This is a genomic window from Propionicimonas sp. (assembly GCF_034927565.1).
GTDB lineage: Bacteria > Actinomycetota > Actinomycetes > Propionibacteriales > Propionibacteriaceae > Propionicimonas.
Genome location: NZ_JAYFPT010000042.1, coordinates 48945 through 63717, shown reverse-complemented (window position 1 = coordinate 63717; position 14773 = coordinate 48945). Strand labels below are relative to the sequence as shown.

At 70.2% G+C, this 14773-nt stretch carries 16 protein-coding genes; 3 read left to right on the top strand and 13 right to left on the bottom strand.

What is annotated here, in order from left to right:
- The 3 genes from VB080_RS08625 to VB080_RS08615 all read right to left on the bottom strand — a co-directional run.
- Nucleotides 1–243: hypothetical protein (locus VB080_RS08625; protein WP_323418031.1), on the bottom strand; the 243-nt coding region annotated here is incomplete at its 3' end.
- A gap of 178 nt (nt 244–421) precedes the next feature.
- Nucleotides 422–1096 (bottom strand): hypothetical protein, encoded by a 675-nt coding sequence (locus tag VB080_RS08620; RefSeq protein WP_323418030.1) that lies wholly within the window; start codon nt 1094–1096, stop codon nt 422–424.
- A gap of 380 nt (nt 1097–1476) precedes the next feature.
- A complete protein-coding gene (locus VB080_RS08615; protein WP_323418029.1) occupies nt 1477–1887 on the bottom strand; it encodes a hypothetical protein in 411 nt (136 codons plus the stop codon).
- Between the two features lie 87 nt (nt 1888–1974).
- Here VB080_RS08615 and VB080_RS08610 point away from each other — a divergent pair, with 87 nt between their 5' ends.
- Nucleotides 1975–2796, top strand: a complete 822-nt coding sequence (locus VB080_RS08610; RefSeq protein WP_323418028.1) for a septum formation family protein — start codon at nt 1975–1977, stop codon at nt 2794–2796.
- 69 nt (nt 2797–2865) lie between these two features.
- A complete protein-coding gene (locus VB080_RS08605; RefSeq protein ID WP_323418027.1) occupies nt 2866–3744 on the top strand; it encodes a mechanosensitive ion channel family protein in 879 nt (292 codons plus the stop codon).
- A 42-nt stretch (nt 3745–3786) separates the two neighbouring features.
- Here VB080_RS08605 and VB080_RS08600 read toward each other — a convergent pair whose 3' ends face one another.
- Entirely contained in the window at nt 3787–4350 is a 564-nt protein-coding gene (locus VB080_RS08600) for a DNA-3-methyladenine glycosylase I (RefSeq protein ID WP_323418026.1), read from the bottom strand.
- Nucleotides 4351–4473: 123 nt separating this feature from the next.
- Between VB080_RS08600 and VB080_RS08595 the strand changes: the two genes are divergently transcribed.
- On the top strand, nt 4474–6183 hold the full coding sequence (locus VB080_RS08595) for a long-chain-fatty-acid--CoA ligase (RefSeq protein WP_323418025.1): 1710 nt from the start codon (nt 4474–4476) through the stop codon (nt 6181–6183).
- A gap of 57 nt (nt 6184–6240) precedes the next feature.
- On the opposite strand, the gene VB080_RS08590 is transcribed toward VB080_RS08595, so the two are convergent.
- The 9 genes from VB080_RS08590 to VB080_RS08550 all read right to left on the bottom strand — a co-directional run bounded on the left by VB080_RS08590 (nt 6241) and on the right by VB080_RS08550 (nt 14709).
- Nucleotides 6241–7530, bottom strand: coding sequence for an MFS transporter (locus tag VB080_RS08590; RefSeq protein WP_323418024.1), 1290 nt, complete (start codon nt 7528–7530; stop codon nt 6241–6243).
- The gene (locus VB080_RS08585; protein ID WP_323418023.1) at nt 7527–7949 is read right to left on the bottom strand and encodes a MarR family transcriptional regulator; all 423 of its coding nucleotides are present in this window, start codon (nt 7947–7949) and stop codon (nt 7527–7529) included. The genes VB080_RS08590 and VB080_RS08585 overlap by 4 nt, the downstream gene beginning before the upstream one ends.
- A gap of 123 nt (nt 7950–8072) precedes the next feature.
- Nucleotides 8073–8792, bottom strand: a complete 720-nt coding sequence (locus tag VB080_RS08580) for an HAD family phosphatase (protein WP_323418022.1) — start codon at nt 8790–8792, stop codon at nt 8073–8075.
- Entirely contained in the window at nt 8789–10243 is a 1455-nt protein-coding gene (locus VB080_RS08575) for a CCA tRNA nucleotidyltransferase (protein ID WP_416339625.1), read from the bottom strand. The genes VB080_RS08580 and VB080_RS08575 overlap by 4 nt, the downstream gene beginning before the upstream one ends.
- A gap of 66 nt (nt 10244–10309) precedes the next feature.
- The gene (locus VB080_RS08570; RefSeq protein ID WP_323418021.1) at nt 10310–10600 is read right to left on the bottom strand and encodes a hypothetical protein; all 291 of its coding nucleotides are present in this window, start codon (nt 10598–10600) and stop codon (nt 10310–10312) included.
- A gap of 134 nt (nt 10601–10734) precedes the next feature.
- Entirely contained in the window at nt 10735–13740 is a 3006-nt protein-coding gene (locus VB080_RS08565) for a LysM peptidoglycan-binding domain-containing protein (protein WP_323418020.1), read from the bottom strand.
- Nucleotides 13740–14132: a TadE/TadG family type IV pilus assembly protein gene (locus VB080_RS08560; RefSeq protein ID WP_323418019.1), complete on the bottom strand. Its 393-nt coding sequence runs from the start codon at nt 14130–14132 to the stop codon at nt 13740–13742. The genes VB080_RS08565 and VB080_RS08560 overlap by 1 nt, the downstream gene beginning before the upstream one ends.
- A gap of 38 nt (nt 14133–14170) precedes the next feature.
- Nucleotides 14171–14533 (bottom strand): TadE/TadG family type IV pilus assembly protein, encoded by a 363-nt coding sequence (locus VB080_RS08555; RefSeq protein WP_323418018.1) that lies wholly within the window; start codon nt 14531–14533, stop codon nt 14171–14173.
- Entirely contained in the window at nt 14530–14709 is a 180-nt protein-coding gene (locus VB080_RS08550; protein WP_323418017.1) for a hypothetical protein, read from the bottom strand. The genes VB080_RS08555 and VB080_RS08550 overlap by 4 nt, the downstream gene beginning before the upstream one ends.
- Between the last annotated feature and the right edge of the window lie 64 nt (nt 14710–14773).

Genomic DNA, 14773 nt, shown 5'->3' with positions numbered 1-14773 from the left:
CCCCACCACCACGGCATCGTCGAGCCCGGCCACGACCCGGCCGCCGACCGCTGGCAGATCCGACTGGGCGCCGGCAGCACCCCGGAAGTCATCCCGCCCCGGCGCGTCGATCCTCACCAACGACCACGACAACACACCAGGTACCTCACCCGACAACGTCAGTAGACAAAGCCTGCCCACGAAAAACCGGCAACGATTGACCAGCTCGACTTCAGCGGCCGCGCTCTGATTGCCCTTGCCCACTGAAGATCGTCAAACGGCCCGGCGCCCCCGAACCGTTCTCGATCGACTCGGCAAACTCATCAATGAGCAAGGCGCGTCCGACGAGCTACACCGAACAGTTCGGGCCCGAGGAGCTGAATGACACCGCTGTAGTTATCCCCACTGTGGATAACTGCTGTGGATAACTCCCGGCGGGGTGCTACCCACACACCGCATCGGCGAGCTGGTCGGCGTGGGTCGCCAGGCGGCGGACGGCCCGGTGGCAGCGCTGGCGGACGGCGGCAGCACTCAGGCCGACCAACGCACCGGCCCGGTCGCTGCGCAGACCGCGGGAGTAGACCAGCCGCAGCAACTCCGCGGCGTCGCGATCGATCAGGCGGGCGCGGCAGGCCTCGGCCAGGACGCCATCCAGGTCCACCACTGGTTCGAGCGAGATCTCGGGAAGGGCCACCAAACGTCCCGGATCGACCGGTTGGTGATGGGAGCGCTGCCGCACCCGCTTGCGGACGTCCATGGTCAGGTTGCCGGCGATCCGGGAGGGACGCCGGGTCAGCGGGTAGCTGGCGATGCCCAGCCAGAGCTCGCTGAGGTACTCGTCGAAGTCATGCGTCCGATCGGCCGCCGCATCGAGGACGATCCGCGGCAGGAACGCCTGCAGCACCACTCGCTGGGCGAGGACCTGCCCGTCCAGCCCCAACCGGAGCAGCGTGGAGAGCACCTCATCGGGCGAGGATCGAACGGTAGCCAGGACGTCGGCCAGGACCCTGCACCGGGCCAGGCACGACTCAGCCAGCCAGTCCGGAGGAGGTGTGCTCTCGGCGAGCTGCCGCCATTCCGCGTTGAGCCTCACCAGGGCCGGGTGCGTGGTCGTCATGCCCCTAACCCTCGTCCTCAGGTGTTGTCCGGAGTGTTGTCAGAGCGGCTGGAAGTGTTGTCCGGAGCGGCCACGATGGTGTCGGTTGAATATCACGATTCGATCACAATGTTCACAATTGGGTCACAATGCAGCACTGCTGGCTGAGACGGCGACGACGTCCCCTTACGATTGAAACGTCGCAATCGACCGGTCCTTGGTAACGAGATACCAACCCTGATCGCCCAGGGGGCTGCTCCGGATATCCAGTAGCCCCCTGGTGCCATGTTCGGAGCCTTTTTCCCTGGCCAGCGGCGAACCAGGCCCGGTCGAGGTCGCCCCGAGTGAACCAAGGCTGCCTCGACCCACTCAAGCAGCGAACCAGGTCGCGAACGGCCCCCTCAGCGAGCTGAATAGCTCTCGATCGCCCGCGCCAGGAAATCGGCCAGCGCCCCGGTCTCGCCGTCCTTGCCACCCCGTCCGATCTCGAGAACGGGCTGCACCGGCTCGGGCCGTACCCCGGTGAACCGGCTCAGTGTCGAACCCGGCACCACCAGCTGGTAGAACGCCCCATCGGGAGCGACCGCCACGGTCTGCGCCTTGTTGAGGTACCAGCCGGTCAGCGGGGTCTTCACCCGCCGTCCGCTCAGCAGCGTGGCCCGCAGCGGCTCCGGCGCCAATCCGCGCGCGACCATCTCCGCCACGAAATCGTCCAGGAGTTGGTGGGCTGCCTGCGCCTCGGCGCGCGCGGCGGCGGCGGCGAGCTCCAGCATCCGGTGGGCATCGGCATGCCGCTGATTGGGTTCGACCACCCGCTGAGCGTACCCGTCTGCCCGTTACCCGCCCCTGGATTGACGCCTGTCGTTAGCATGGCGGGAGTTGTCGTTCGGAGGATGCCCATGCGCAAACGCCTGCTGGCAGTGGTAGCAGTGCTGGCGGTGCTGGCCGGCTGCACGCCCGTCCCCGCTCCCGGCGACCCCGGTCCGTCCGGGTCGGCTACACCGAGCCAGACCCCCACGCCGACACCGACCGTCGCGACCCTCGAGATCGGCGACTGCACCGGTCCGCTCAGCCCGGGCAGCACCGACGTCCAGCAGGTCGACTGCGACAGCGAACATTCCTGGGAGGTGTTCGGGCTGGTCGACGTCACCACCCAGACCCTGCCGGACGACACCCTGTTCAAGTCCCTGGCCACCACCGGCTGCGTGCCGGCGTTCACCAGCTATGTCGGCGTCGAGCCCGAGCACAGCCGCTACTCATCGGTCTACATCCCGCCGAGCACCGCGGCCTGGGAAGACCCGGCCCAGCGCCACATCGTCTGCCTCGCCGGCCTGGCGGCCGGCGGCCTGACCGGTTCGGTGAAGGGTGACAGCAAGCTCTTCCCGGACGTCGGGGAGTGCACCGGCCCGCAGGACGTCCCCCTGCTCGAACTGGCGTTGATCGACTGCAAGCAGGAACACGACTACGAGGTCTATGCCGAGAAGAAGCTCGACTCGAAGAAGGCCCCGACCGCCAAGGAACTTCAGAAACTCCTGAAGGACGTGTGCGTCGCGCAGTTCACGAAGTTCGTCGGGGTCGACCTGGCCAGCTCGAAGTACGAGTACAGCTACTTCATCGCCAACGCCGACACCTGGACGAAGGTCGCCGACCACCGGCTGGTGTGCTCGGTCGGCAGCCCCAAGGGCGGCGTCGAGGGCAGCCTGAAGGGTGTGAAGAAGTAGCCGCAGCGGGCCCGTCCGACACGGCGGGTGCTGTCGCCAGGACGGACGCGCTGGCCCGACAATGGCTCCATGCCCACGGTTCCGGACGTCTGGCTCGAACGCGCGCTCATCATCCTGCTCGTGGTGGTGTCCGCCGTGGTCGCGCGGTGGCTTCTGCTGCGCTCGGTGGACGCGATCACCAAGCGCACCCTGGAACGGGCAGCGAAGCGCCGCGAGGGCAGCACCCCCGCCGACCGGTTGATCGCCGCCGCAACCGGGGTCAACGCCGAACGCTTCGAACAGCGGGCCCGCACCATCGGGTCGCTGCTACGCAATGTGATCAGCATCACCATCGTGGTGATCGCGGCCCTGACCATCCTGGCGGTGCTGCAGGTGCCACTGGGACCGCTGCTGGCCTCGGCCGGGGTGGGCGGCATCGCACTCGCCTTCGGCGCCCAGAGCGTGGTGAAGGACTTCCTCTCCGGCATCTTCATGATCATGGAGGACCAGTACGGGGTCGGCGACCTGATCGACGTCGGGGAGGTGACCGGCACCGTCGAGGAGGTCGGGTTGCGGATCACGCGGCTGCGCGATCCGGGCGGCCAGGTCTGGTACGTCCGCAACGGCGAAGTGCTGCGGGTCGGCAACCAGACCCAGGGCTGGTCGACCGGCATCGCCGACATCCCGATCGGCAACGACGAGGACGCCGCCCGCGCCCTGGAGATCCTGGCCGGGGTCGTGGACGAGGTGGGCAACGACCCGGAGTTCGCTGCCGTCCTGCTGGAGAAGCCCACCCTGGTCGGGGTCGACTCGGTCAGCGCCACCGGCACCATCCTGCGGATCATCGCCAAGACCGAGCCGAACAAACAGTGGGGTGTCAAGCGGGCCCTGCTGCAACGCGGCATCGAGGCACTGGGCGAGGCTGGCTACCACGGCCCGGTCGTCCCCCCGGTCCCGCCCACACCCTGACGCGGCGCGGTTCGTCGGAACCGTCCTCGTCGAACCAGGAACTCAGAAGGTCTGGACCTGGCGATGCTGGGGGCAGTCGACCACGTGGTCGTTCACCATGCCGACTGCCTGCATGAAGGCGTAGACGATCGTCGGGCCGCAGAACCGGAAACCGGCCTGCTTCAGCGCCTTCGACATCGCCTGGGAGGACGGGGTCTCGGCCGGGACGTCGGCCATCGTCCGCCAGGCGTTCTGGACGGGGACGCCGTCCACGAAGTCCCACAGAAAGCCGCTGAACCCCTGGCCGGCCTCGATGCGCTGCCAGGCGCGGGCGTTGCCGATCGCTGCCTCGATCTTGCCGCGGTGCCGGACGATGCCCGGGTCGGCCAGGCAGCGCAGCACCTCCGGCTCGCCCCAGGCGGCGATCCGGTCCGGATCGAGCCCGTCGAAGGCGCGTCGGAAGCCCTCGCGCTTGCGGAGGATGGTGATCCAGGCCAGCCCGGCCTGGAAGCCGTCCAGCACGAGCTTGGCGTACAGGGCTTTCGAATCCCGCTCGGGGAAACCCCATTCGGTGTCGTGATAGTCGATGTAGAGCGGGTCGCCCCCCGCCCAGGCACAGCGCGGCATGCCGCACATGGTAGGCCCAGCACCGGCACCCGCCCGGACGGACGGGGCCAACGCCGGGCAGAACGCCTTACGGAACCGTAGGTTCTGCTCACAGAGGCGTCCCTGACAGGGCAGGATAGACCCATGAGTACTGCTGCCACCGACCACCCGGCCGCTCCCTGGGTCCGTCACTACCAGCCCGGCGTCCCGGCCGAGATCGACCTGCCGACCGACTCACTGGTCGCGTTGTACGAACGCTCGGTAGCCGAGGCCGGCCCCTCGGTGGCCACCGAGTTCTTCGGCCGCACCACCACCTACGCCGAACTCGGCGATCAGATCGCCCGGGCTGCCGAGGGGCTGCGCAGGCTTGGCGTCCGGGCCGGCGACCGGGTGGGGCTGATCCTGCCCAACTGCCCGCAGCACATCGTCGCCTTCTACGCGGTGCTGCGGCTCGGGGCGGTCGTGGTCGAGCACAACCCGCTGTACACCCCGCGCGAACTGCGGCACATGTTCGAGGACCACGCCGCCCGGGTGGTGATCTCCTGGGACAAGGCGGTGGAGAACCTGCGGCAGCAGCCGTCCGACATCGAGCTGGACACCATCGTCAGCGTGAACCTGCTCAAGGCTTTCCCGCGGGTGAAGCAGCTCGCACTGCAGCTGCCGGTGCCGTCCCTGCGCGACACCCGGCGCAAGCTGACCCAGCCGGCGCCGGGCACGATGAGCTGGGAGGAGCTGCTGGCCAACCCGCCGCTCGACTCCGCGCACCCCAGGCCGACGGTCAACGACCTGGCGGTCATCCAGTACACCTCCGGCACCACCGGTCAGCCCAAGGGGGCAATGCTCACCCACTCGAACCTGTTCTGCAACGCCCTGCAGGGCGAGGCGTGGATGCACGGCGCCGAGTACCGCAAGGAGACCTTCTACGCGATCCTGCCGATGTTCCATGCCTTCGGCATGACCCTCTTCCTCACCTACGGCATCCTCAAGCAGGCCCGGCTGGTGCTGTTCCCGTCCTTCGACGTGGAGATGGTGCTGGACGCCGCGAAGAAGTCGCCGCCGACCGTCTACTGCGCGGTTCCGCCGATCTACGAGGCGACCGCGAAGCGTGCGAAGGAACGTGGCATCAGCCTGCGGTCAGCCAAGTACTGCATCTCCGGCGCGATGAGCCTGCCGGACGCCACCGTCGAACTGTGGGAGAGCGTCTCCGGTGGGCTGCTGGTCGAGGGCTACGGGATGACCGAGTCCTCCCCGGTCGCGCTCGGCAATCCGTTCCACCCGTCCCGGCGGCCGGGCACGATCGGGGTGCCGTTCCCGTCCACCTGGATGCGGGTGGTCGACCCCGACGACCCCACCCGGGAGGTGCCCCAGGGTGAGCGCGGCGAACTGCTGATCAAGGGCCCCCAGGTCTTCGGTGGCTACTGGAACAATGCTGCCGAGACCGAGAAGACCCTGCTCCCCGGCGGCTGGTTGCGCACCGGTGACGTGGTGACGGTGGACGCCGACGGCTTCACCACCATCGTCGACCGGGTGAAGGAGATCATCATCACCGGCGGCTTCAATGTCGCGCCCAGCGAGGTGGAGATCGTGCTGAAGTCGCATCCCGATGTGGCAGACGCCGCCGTGGTCGGGCTGCCCGCCGACAGCGGTGGCGAGCGGGTGGTCGCCGCCGTCATCCCGGACGCTGGCGCGACCCTGAAGGCCGACGAGTTGCGGACCTTCTGCAAGGAGCGGCTGGCCGGCTACAAGGTGCCGCGGGAGTTCTACCCGATGGCGGAATTCCCGAAGTCGATGATCGGCAAGGTGATGCGCAAGCAGGTCAAGGACCAGTTGGGCGGGATCACACCGCTGGCCTGAGGCCGCAGACTCCCCGCCGGCGGGATCGACGGTAGGGCTGCGGTAGGGACGGCCGTCCTACCGCGGCACCTCGGGAACGTCCACGATGCCTTCCTCGGTGTCGAGCCGGCGCCAGGGGAAGGACCAGTGCGTCGAGCGCACGAAGTAGATGCCCGCCACCACCACTGCCAGGCCGGTGGCGATCGCACCGATGGCCAACGTCCAGCGCGGCCCCCAGGCGTCACCGACCCAGCCGATCAGCGGTGCGCCGATCGGCGTACCGCCCTGGAAGATGGCCAGGTAGAGCGCCATCACCCGGCCGCGCATCTTCGGCTCGGTGGCCAGTTGCACCGAGGCGTTCGCGGCAGTCATCACGGTCAGCGCCAGCAACCCGGTGGGCACCAGGACGATGAGGTACCACAGGTAGCTCGGCGCAACTGCCAGCAGAGTGACCGACACCGAGAAGCCGGCCAGCGCACCGACGATCAACCGCAACCGGATGTGCGTGCGGCGAGCGGCGGCCAGGGCCGCGGCGAGCGAGCCGATCGCCATGATCGTGCCCATCAGCCCGTACTGCTCCGGCCCCACCTTGAAGACGGCGGTCGCCATCAGCGCGTTGGTGAGCTGGAAGTTCATGCCGAAGGTTCCGTGGATGAAGACCAGGAACATGATCAGGATGATCTCCGGACGGGTGCGGACATACCGCAACCCTTCGCGGATCGCATGCTCCGACCGGGTGACCGGGGCCGGATGGAGTCCGTCGGAGTTCATCAGCAGCAGGGCGACGATCACCGCGACGAAGCTCAGCGCGTTGACCAGCAGCGCGGGGCCGATGCCCCAGGCCGCGATCACCAGGCCGGCCACACCCGGTCCGATCAGCCGGGCGGCGTTGAACGAGGTGCTGTTCAGCCCGACGGCGTTCGGGATCAGGTGGGACGGCACCATCTCGGGAGCGAATGCCTGCCGCGACGGGCCGTCGAAAGCCTGCGCCACACCCTGCAGGGTGGCCAGCAGGTAGACCTGCCACAGCGCAGCCACGCCGCCCAGCACGACTCCGGCCAGCGCCAGCCCGGTGAGCAGCATCGCGGTCTGGGTGACCATCAGCACCCGGCGCTTGGGGAACCTGTCGGCGACCGATCCCGTCCAGGGGGCCAGCAGCAGGGCGGGCAGGAACTGCAGGGCGGTGATCGTGCCCAGGGCGGTCGCGGAGTTGTCGGTCAGGACGGTGAGCACCAGCCAGTCCTGGGCGACCCGGGCCATCCAGGTGCCCACATTGGAGACGAACCCACCGATCCAGTAGGTCCGGTAGTTGGGGACCCCCAGCGAGGCGAACAGCGGCACCCGCTCGCGGGCGGCGATCGCGCTCACGCCAGCACCCGGTTCCTCAGCACCTCGATGGCCTGGCGCAGGGTCTCCTGCTCGTCGGGAGTGAGCCCTTTCACCTTGCGGAACATCCAGTCGTCGCGGGCGCGGACCACCCGCGCGAGCACCGACCGTCCCTCGTCGGTGATGCTGAGCAGCTTGCTGCGGCCATCGGTGGGATGGTCGGAACGCGCGATCAGGCCCTTGTCGACCAGGCAGTTGGCCGTGCGGGTGAGGCTCGGGGCGGAGATCTTCTCCAGTTCGGCCAGCTCACCGGGGGTCCTGGGCCCCTTGCTCAGTTTCGCGAGCACGCTCACCTCGTGCGGCGCGACCTCGGCGGCCGGCTCGAAGCGCACCCGGCGGCTGACCTGCTGGCAGGTGAGCCGCAGATCGGAGGCAAGCTGGGCGAGGGAACTACTGGTCACAGATAGTTAGCTTAGCTCATTAGTTGCGCTAACCAAATGGCGGGCGTAACCCACCTGACGGGTGGAACGCTGACGGTGGGAACGGGACCAGACGAGATCAGCAGCAGTCGGGCACCCGCGCGATCACGACCAGGAGGAGATCCAGCGCTCGATCGAGGCGTGGGAGAGGTCGGGGACCACCAGGTCGGCCGGGAAGTCGGTGGGGTTCACCGGGACGCCGATCGTGGCCATGCCGGCGGCGCGAGCCGAATCCAGGCCGGTACGGGAGTCCTCGATGGCGACCGCCCGGGTGGCGTCGACGCCGAGCAGGGCGCAGGCCTTGAGGTAGGGCTCCGGATCGGGCTTGGGACGGTCGACCCCGTCGGCGGTGACGACCACGTCGAACCGGTCGAGCAGGCCGGTGGATCCCAGCGAGGCCTCGACCGCCCGGTCGGGGGAGTTGCTGGCGACCGCCGTCGGGATGCCCGCCACGGCGAGCCGATCGAGCAGGTCCAGCACACCGGCCATCGGCACCGCCCGCTCGCGCAGCAGGCCGATCACGGCATCCAGCATCTCCTCGGCGATCCGGTCGCCGGCGCCGGGCTCGTCGAACCGGGCCGCCATCTTGGCGGCGGTGTTCCAGACGCTCAGCCCCGCGAACAGCGCCCGGTCGGCCGGGGTGTAGGGCTGCTGGCGGCGGGCGAACAGCAGCCGCTCGGCCTGTCCCCACAGCGGTTCGGTATCGACCAGCACGCCGTCGCAGTCGAAGACCACCGCGGACGGGCGCCCGTCCAGCCGCGAGCCGGACACCGGGCCCTCGGGCTCCGCGTTCGCCGTGGGAACCACTGCCTCCTGCTGTGTCACGACAGCTCTCCTGTTCGTTCGCGCCACCACGCGAGCAGCACCTCGCGTGCCTTCTCCTCGCCGAGCGGCCCCTCCTCGATCCGCTTCTCGAGCAGGAAGCGGTAGGCCTCGCCGACCACCGGCCCCGGCTTGAGGTCGAGCAGGGCCATGATCTGCTGGCCGTCCAGGTCGGGACGCAGGGCGTCCAGCTCCTCCTGTTCGGCCAGTTGGTCGATCCGCCACTCGAGTTCCTCGTAGGCGCGGGCGAGCCGGCGCGCCTTGGCGAGGTTGCGGGTGGTGCAGTCCGACCGGGTCAGGATGTGCAGCCGTTCCAGCTGGTCGCCGGCGTCGCGGACGTAGCGCCGAACGGCAGCGTCGGTCCACTGGCTCTCGCCGTAGCCGTGGAACCGCAGGTGCAGCTCGATCAGCTTGGCCACCGCGGCGATCTGGTCGTTGGAGAACTTCAGCGCTGCCAACCGCTTGCGGGCCAGCTTCGCCCCGACGACGTCGTGGTTGTAGAAGCTGACCTTGCCGCCGGCCTCGAACCGCCTCGTCTTCGGCTTGCCGATGTCGTGCAGCAGGGCGGCCAGCCGGTTGACGATGTCGGGGGCGTGCCCGCGGGCCTTCTCCAGCGCGATCGCCTGGTCGAGCACGGTCAGGGAGTGCTCGTAGACGTCCTTGTGGTGGTTGTGCTCGTCGCGCTCCATCTTGAGGGCGGGTAGTTCGGGCAGCACCAGCGCGGCCACCCCGGTCTCCACCAGCAGGTTGAGCCCCGGACGCGGGTTGTCGGTGAGCAGCAACTTGCTGAGCTCGTCACGGATCCGCTCGGCCGAGACGATCTCCAGCCGCGGCGCCATCTGACGCATCGCCGCGACCACCTCGGGCACCGGGACGAAGCCGAGCTGGGAGGTGAACCGGGCCGCGCGCATGATCCGCAGCGGGTCGTCAGAGAACGACAACTCGGGGGCCGCGGGGGTGCGGATCAGCTGGTCCTCCAGGTCGATCAGGCCGCCGAAGGGGTCGAGCAGTTCCCCGGTGGCCATGTCGAGAGCCATGGCGTTCACCGTGAAGTCGCGCCGGACGAGGTCGCCGCCGAGGTGCTCGCCGAAGACCACCTCGGGCTTGCGGGAGTGGTCGACGTAGGTGTCGGCCCGGAAGGTGGTCACCTCGACCTGCCAGATGGCGCCGTCCGGCTCGCGCAGCTGGGCGGCAATGGTGCCGAAGGCGCGGCCGACGTCCCAGATCGCCGGGGTGAGCTGCCGCAGGATGGCCTCGATCGCATCCGGACGGGCGGAGGTGGTGAAGTCGAGGTCGGACGACCGTCTGCCCAGCAGGGCGTCGCGGACCGGGCCACCGACCAGGTAGAACTCGTGGCCGGCGCTGGCGAACTCGTCCGCCAATTCCCGGACGGCAGGGCTGATCTCCCGGACGGCGTCCAGGGCGGTTCGCTGCGCGGCGGTCAGGTCGGGCACGGGCGGTGAGTCTACCGTGACCAGCCCAGGCCGGGCAGGCCGGAGGCAGCGGACGGGCGGCGCTGCCTAGCGGAAAGCCGGCGTCGGCGGCAGCAACTCCTGCTGCTGGGCACGGCGCACCGCGAACAGCCCACCCTGCGACCGCAGGCTGTAGAACTCCGCCGGACGACGGACGGCCACCGGCCGAGGCATGGCTGGCTGAACCATCGCGACCGGAGCCCCGCGCCGCGGGCTGTAGCCCGGCTCGGCATCGGCTCGTCCACGCGTGGGCGCGGCCGGTTCGACGATGTCCTCGACAAGACGGGCCGAAACGGCCCGGAAGCCGGCATATGCCGGCAGCACATTCACCGTGCTCATGAAATTATCCCCCCACACCGCGTCTGCGTTTCCCCCTGTGACGCCGCGAGCGGCGTATCAGACGCTGATGTGAGACAGAGGGTAGCACTACCACAACCCGAGCGGTAGTCAAAGTCCTTGGTGCTGTGCGATGGCTACGCGCGGCGCAGCCGTCCACGTCCCTCGATCACCTGTTGGCAGAGCATCACCGTCTCGGGCAGCAGATCGACCCCGAGTTCCCTGGCCTGCTGGGAGAGCCGGGCAACCAGCCGCTGCACCAGTGCCCGGTTGCCGGCAGCATGCTCGGTGCGGATCCGGGCGCAGCACAACAACTCGTCCTCCGGTGTCACCACGAGCGCTCGCTCGGCCGCCCAGCGAGCCAGGTCGAGGTCGCCACGGTTCAGCGCGTGGTCGACCAGTACCAGCCCGGTGTCGCGCAGTGTGGCGGTCAGGTCGCTGCGCAGTTCCTCGGCCCAGAACCACTGTCCGGGAGCGGCGTCGGCGAGGATGCCGCCCCGCACCAGGTCGAGGGCGGCGAGCAGGGTGCTCTCCGCCAGCCGGTTCACCCCCGGGCCGGTGAGCAGCCGCAGTTGCTGGACGTCGGAACCCACCTCGGGGTGCAGCCTGATCCGTCCCGAGTAGGCATCCGGCAGGTAGGGCTCGCCGTCGGAGTCCGAGCCCAGCCAGCCGCGCAGCCGGCTCATATTCGAGCGGCGGGTGCTCTCGGCGATGCCGAGTCCGGCTGCCATCTGGGTGGCGGTGCGGCCGGGATACTCCATGATCCAGCTGCCCATCTCGATCAGCTGCCCCCGGGAACGGGCCGGCTCCGGTCCGGCTGCGCCGGTGAGGTCGATCGGGCCGAGCAGCAGCAGGACGGGATGGGGCCGCACCACGCGGCGGAGCTGGACGATCTCCACAGGATCCTCGTTCGGGGTGTCGCGGGGATGCAGCGGGTGGACGTTCGACGAAGCGTCGGCCCACCACGGTGCAGGTTCGGTCTGGTCGCTGTCGGCGATCCGGTAGAGCGACTCCACGGCATCACGGGTGGCGCCCGGAATCGCGTGGGCGAGGAACTCCCGGCCGTCGGTGAACCGTCCGGACGGTTGCAGCGGGTCGCCGAAGAGCTCCCAGGTGGCTGGCGACTCCGACGGTGCGGCGACGATCGCTGCGATCCCGGCCGGCTGTGCGCCGAGCAGTTGGTCGAGTTCGGCCTGTGCTTCCGGCTCGAGCGGGGCATGGAAGACGAACACCTCCGGGGTCACCGAATCGGTCCGGTCCGGATCGATTCGCAACCGGTACAGCTCCTGCCCGGCGAGGGCGCGGGAGCGGGCCGCCTGCCGCCGCCGGAGCGCGGCCAGGCCGGTGGTGACGTCGGGCAGGCGGGTGACCGCGTCGCCGCCCGCGGCGGCCGCGAACCCGGCGTCCGTCCCCACCACGGTGAGCGCGACCTCCGCAGCCCAGGGAGCACAGGCCAGTTCGACCGTCATGGACGCCAGCCCGGCCAGCTGGAGTTCCCGGGTCTGGGCAGCGACGCCGAGGACGCGGACCCGCTCCACGTCCATCATCACGGTCGCACCGGTGTCATCGGTCCCGAGGCTCACCAGCGCCGGGAACGGGCACGGGCCGTCCTCCCCGGCCGGCATCTCGTCCTCGCCGAAGTCGAGGTGCCAGTGATGGATGTCGCCGGCGAAGCCCAGCGGTGGTTTCGCGGCGGGCTCGGCCCAGCGGAACTCAAGCCAGTCGCCGGTCATCACCAGCTCAGCGAGGACGGGCAACGGCAGTTCCTGCTCGCGGCAGTACCGGCCGACGGCTCGCAGCGCCGCAGTGAGCGCAGCACTGCGGTCGCGGTCGCCGCGCCGGCCGAGCGCGGCCTGGAAGCGGGCCAGTTCGGGGTCGGGATGCAGCACCCGGCGGCCGGGCGCCCGGGTGCGGTTCTGCAGCAGGCGGCGGGCCTCCCAGCCACCGACCAGGCCGGCCGCTGCCAGGATCCCCATGCTGCCCACCAGGGCGACATCGGGCGAACCCGGGTCGGCCTGGTCGGCCGGCGCCGAGTCCGCCGACTCCGGCGAGGGGACGACGCCGGCGGTTCCCCCGGTGTCCGGGCCAGACGACCCGGCCGGCTCCGGATCGATGTCGGCCCGCGCAGCCGGCTCCCGATCGACGCCAGACTGCGCAGTCGGCCCGGGGGCGACCTGGATCTCCGAAGCCGGCTCGGGGGCATCCTGCGGCCGGGCGGCATGCTCACGGTGCACGGTGGCCCTGGCCCTCGCCGGAAGGACGAGCTCCCAGCCGACCTCGATGTGATCGGGATTGCTGATCAGCGCCGCGTTCGCCCTGGCCAGTTCGGGCCAGCGGGATGCCCTGCCGAGATGCTCCTCGGCGAGTTCGCTGAGGGTGTCGCCCTTCACCACCGTGATCCGTTCCGGGCGGGCGTCCGCGGGCTGGGGCGGTTCCGGCTCGACCTGCGCCAGGGCGCTGGCCGGCAGCCGCAGCCGGCTGCCGGGAGTGAGGGCCTGGGTGGGATCGCTGAGGATGTCGGGGTTGACCGCGACCAGGTCGCGCCAGCGCGTCCCGTCCCCGAGCAGCCGGTCAGCGAGACTCCACAGGTCGTCACCGGGAGCGACCAGGTAGTCGTTCCCCGCGCGGCCGGACGTCTCGGGGACGACCGGCGTGGGCCCGGCCGGGCCGGACGAGGGCACACGCGCGGCCGGAGCGGCCACTGACGGCGCCTCCACCCGGCTCGCGGCCCGATCCGGCGCCGTCCGGTCGGGCGCCGTCCGGCTCGTGGTACTACTGTCAACCGCCGCCCGCTCCGGCTCACCCCCGCTCACCTGGTGCGGCACCCCGCTGCCGGCGGCAAGCGCCAGCACCGCCAGGATGAGCGTCGCACAGATCGCCTGCAGGCCACCCAGCAGGGGCAGCTCCACCTGGTAGCGGTGCCCGCTGAGGAGCCTGGCCAGCTCCAGGACCACGGCCAGGACGAAGACCGCCCAGGCCAGCCAGCCGGCGATCGTCAGCACGGCCAGCAGCAGCGAACCGTCGTCGGCGCGGGCCCACCAGTCGGTGACCCCCAGCCTCCCCCACCTGGCCAGCAGCACCGGGGCGCCGAGCAGCACCACCAGCATGGTCAGCAGCGCTCCGATTCCGCGTACCCACCGCATCATGCTCTCCCTCGATAGCTGTCGACCGCCGACGATGCGGTCGCCGCCACGGTCAGCTCGCCCGGCCAGCCGGGTACCAGCACATCCGCCAGCGGCACCACGCAACGGACGCTCGCGCTCACCTGTGCCGGGGCGCCGGGGGCTGCCGCCAGACCGCGCGCCGACACGTCGACCGACAGCCGGACGCAGCGCAGGCCGTCGACGGTCAACTGGACTCTGACCAGCCGCTCCGCATCGGCGACGGCGGTCGCCGGCGCCCGGGCCAGCGATGCCGCCCGCGCGCCAGCGGCAGCGGCGGCGTCCACGGTTGTCCGGGCCAGCCAGACGCGGGCGCCACCGACGACGATCCCGAACAACAGCACCAGCAGCGGGACGAGCAACGTGAACTCCACAGCGGCAGCGCCCCTGTCCCCTCCCCATCCGGCCCTGGTCACGGCACGGTCACCCGCTCAACCGGGAGCACCGCGTGCTCGACCACCTGTGACTGGCCGATGTCGAAGAACACCGGTGCCCGTCCGGCCACCGTCACCGTCACCACGCCTGCCCGGACAGAGGTCCTGACCTCCACCTGCTGCAGGCCGCCTCGCTCGGCGAGGCTGCGCGCAACCTCCTCGGCCTGGGCCGTCCGGCCACCGACCTGGGCACGCAGGTCCGCCGCCGCAGCCGCCGCCTGGGTGGCGACCGAGCGGCCGTGCAACCAGACCCCGGTCTGCACCAGCCCCAGCACCAGCGCGAGCAGGGCGGGCAGTACCAGCGCCCACTGGGTGGACTCGACGAGCCCCCGCTCGGTCACGGACGGGGCAGGTTGGCGTCAACGAAGAGCTTGATCGCCGCCACCACCCCGAGCGCGATGGTGACCGCGCCGGCGAGCAGGATCGCGTTCTCGGTCGACTGCGACAGCCCGCGCTCGTCGCGTCGCGGCGACGGGCTGACCAGGGCGGCCACCACCAGGTACACCATGCGCATCATCTCGGGTTCTCCTCTTCATCAGCGGTCAGCAGTTCATCAGCGGTCAGCGGTCGGTCTGGTCACA

Bases quoted from the DNA above. Each gene is read 5' to 3' on its own strand.
- VB080_RS08620 (WP_323418030.1), bottom strand. From the start codon at position 1,096: ATGACGACCACGCACCCGGCCCTGGTGAGGCTCAACGCGGAATGGCGG.
- VB080_RS08550 (WP_323418017.1), bottom strand. From the start codon at position 14,709: ATGATGCGCATGGTGTACCTGGTGGTGGCCGCCCTGGTCAGCCCGTCG.
- VB080_RS08570 (WP_323418021.1), bottom strand. From the start codon at position 10,600: ATGAGCACGGTGAATGTGCTGCCGGCATATGCCGGCTTCCGGGCCGTT.
- VB080_RS08605 (WP_323418027.1), top strand. From the start codon at position 2,866: ATGCCCACGGTTCCGGACGTCTGGCTCGAACGCGCGCTCATCATCCTG.
- VB080_RS08565 (WP_323418020.1), bottom strand. From the start codon at position 13,740: ATGCGGTGGGTACGCGGAATCGGAGCGCTGCTGACCATGCTGGTGGTG.
- VB080_RS08595 (WP_323418025.1), top strand. From the start codon at position 4,474: ATGAGTACTGCTGCCACCGACCACCCGGCCGCTCCCTGGGTCCGTCAC.
- VB080_RS08610 (WP_323418028.1), top strand. From the start codon at position 1,975: ATGCGCAAACGCCTGCTGGCAGTGGTAGCAGTGCTGGCGGTGCTGGCC.
- VB080_RS08600 (WP_323418026.1), bottom strand. From the start codon at position 4,350: ATGCCGCGCTGTGCCTGGGCGGGGGGCGACCCGCTCTACATCGACTAT.